Origin of the sequence: Halorubrum sp. CBA1125, assembly GCF_009742825.1 — an archaeon.
Lineage (GTDB): Archaea > Halobacteriota > Halobacteria > Halobacteriales > Haloferacaceae > Halorubrum.
Genome location: NZ_WPCE01000283.1, coordinates 1 through 2,614, shown reverse-complemented (window position 1 = coordinate 2,614; position 2,614 = coordinate 1). Strand labels below are relative to the sequence as shown.

The 2,614-nt window shown below is 70.3% G+C and carries 2 protein-coding genes and 1 pseudogene; 2 read left to right on the top strand and 1 reads right to left on the bottom strand.

Annotated features, from left to right (window positions below; genetic code table 11):
- A partial coding sequence (locus tag GJ633_RS15685) for an anthranilate phosphoribosyltransferase (RefSeq protein WP_394351172.1) occupies positions 1-735 on the top strand: 735 nt, incomplete at its 5' end.
- 507 nt (positions 736-1,242) lie between these two features.
- Here GJ633_RS15685 and GJ633_RS15680 read toward each other — a convergent pair.
- A complete protein-coding gene (locus GJ633_RS15680) occupies positions 1,243-2,082 on the bottom strand; it encodes an NAD+ synthase (protein WP_156589528.1) in 840 nt (279 codons plus the stop codon).
- A 325-nt stretch (positions 2,083-2,407) separates the two neighbouring features.
- Between GJ633_RS15680 and GJ633_RS15675 the strand changes: the two are divergent.
- Positions 2,408-2,614 (top strand): annotated as a pseudogene (locus GJ633_RS15675) (TIGR00303 family protein); the annotation flags it as partial.

Genomic DNA, 2,614 nt, shown 5'->3' with positions numbered 1-2,614 from the left:
CGGCGGACCGAGGCGGCCGCGACCCCGAGGACGTGGTTCCTCGACGAGCTGGGCGTCCACACCGAGTTGACTCCCCGCGACTCCGCCGACATGGTCGACGAGACGGGGTTCGGCTTCTACTACCAGCCCGCGTTCAACCCCGCGATCGACGAGCTGTTCGACCGCCGCGACCAGATGGGCGTCCGCACGTTCGTCAACACGATCGAGACGCTGGCGAACCCCGCCGGAGCCTCCGTTCACCTCGGCTCCTTCTACCACCTCGCGTTCGCGAAGAAGGTCGTCGACACGTTCGTCGCGAGCGAGTTCCACGACCTCGACCGCGTCCTGATGTTCCAGGGGATGGAGGGGTACGACGACGTCCGCCCCGGCTACACGAAGGTCGCCGAGTGGGACGCGGCCGGCGGGGGCGAGGCCGGCGGCGACGACGGTGACGACGCCGGCAGCGAGAGCGCCACGTTCGACGACTTCGAGATCGAGACGGCCGAGTACGGGATGGACCTCGAAGAGGCGGACCTCCACGTCGACGACGTCGCCCGCGACTCGGCGCGGATCACGGAGGAGGTGCTGGCCGGCGAGCGCGACGACGCGTTCGCGGACGCGGTCGCGGTCAACGCCGCGCTCCGGATCTACGCCCGCGAGGACGCCGACTCCATCGAGGCGGGCCTCGATCGGGCCCGCGAGGTCATCGATGACGGCTCCGCGAAGGCGGTCATCGAAGACCTGCGAGCGTTCTGAGACCGGGCGCGTCCTCGACGTTCCGTTTAAATATCCACGAGCGAGAGCGACGGTACCCATAAAAAGCGGGTGCGGTGGCGCGTGCCTGCGAGGCCGCGCAGCGGCCGAGCAGCACCACGCGAGGGAGTCGCTGGCGGCGCCAGCCGCCAGCGACGAGGCTGGGGAGGCGTGAGGTGTTGTGCGGAGCGGTGCGGGGCGGGACTCAAAGGGGCAGTCGCGGGGGCGCCGTAGGCGACGTAAGCACCGCAACGAGGGAGCGTCAGCGAGCGAGTGAGGAGCGCAGCGAGCGTACGGCGCCCCCGCGGCTGGGGCTTTGGCGGTGTTTTCCGTGACGTTGCTAGTAGCTATTTATAAACGATCGACTGGACCGGAGACGGTCTTCGCCGCAGCCCGGCCAGTTATTTATAAACAGCCGCCGCCGACACCACTCGGTCGCTTATAAAAGTCGGCGGCGGCAAGCGAGGGTCAACAGTCCCGGAACCGAACGGCCGAGACGACCTCGACCGATTATAAATCGCGCTCCGGTGCCGGCGGCATCGCCCGCTTGTGGGCGCTGCGCTCGTACAGTTCGACGACGCGGTCGACGGCCGCCTCGGGGACGTCGAGCTCGCGGACCGTCGCCGCCCGCGAGAGCCCGCCGTCGACGTGGACCGCGAGGATAGCGTCGACGGTGTCGTAGTCGAGGCCCATCTCGTCGGCGTCGGTCTGTCCCTCCCACATCCCGGCGGTCGGCTCCTGCATCACCAGGTCGCGGGGGACGCCGACGTGGGCCGCCAGCTGGCGCACCTGTTGTTTGTAGAGGTTCCCGATCGGGTTGCAGTCGACGGCCTGGTCGCCGTACTTCGTGAAGTACCCCGTCATCGCCTCCGCGCGGTTGCCGGTCCCGAGCACGACCCGGTTCTCGGCGTTGGCGACGAGGTAGTTGCAGACGGCCCGCGTGCGGACGAACGCGTTCCCGCGGGCCATCCGGTCCTCGGCGGCCGCCGGGAGCGCCTCGAAGAGGGCGTCCGCGATCGGCTGGATCTCGACCACGTCGTACTCGATCCCGAGGGCCTCGGCGACGCGCTCCGCGTCGCTCATCACCTCCGGGTCGTTCACCTCGGAGGGCATGGTGAGCCCGTGGAGGCCGTCCTCGCCGAGGGCCTCGACGGCGAGGTGGGCGGTGAGCGTCGAGTCGATCCCGCCGGAGAGCCCGAGCACGGCGCCCTCCGCGCCCGCGTCGTCGACGGTGTCCGCGATGAACGAGACGATGCGCTCGCGGGTCGCCGCCAGTTCCGCCTCCGAGAGCCGGAGGTCGATCGGGGGGTCGTCCGACAGCAACACCGACTGGTCCGGGGTCTGGCTCATGGACGTGTCGTGGGGCCGAGACGACTAATACCTCCCCGTCGTCGATGCGAAGTGGACGTTCGTCCGTTTCTCGTGCGGCGATCAGGGAGAGAGCGCCGGCGGGGGCGTCCGTGCGCTCCCGTTCGACGGCCACGCGGTGGGTCTCTGACCCCCGGACCAGTTCCGGTTCGTCGACGGGTGCGGGACCCGACCGTCCGGAGCGCCTGTCGGTCCGCGGTCGACCCGATCGATTAAAGTCAGCTTGTGGTAACCAACGCGTAGTGGTTATCACCGACGCCGCGGCCGACCGGGGAGACCGATCGGGGCGACGAGCCGGAGGTGTGCCGTGACGGACGCGACGCTCGTCGTCGTCGCCGGAACGACGGCGACGGCCGCGATCGACGGGATCAGCGCGGCCGGCGCCGATCCGACGCTGCGGGCGCACACCCCGAGCGCCGACCTGGAGATCGTCGCCGACGGGCGCCCGGCCCCCTCCTCGCCGGTCCCGGTCAGTCCCGCGGGCTGTCCCACGCCGGCGGTCGTCACCCGCGCG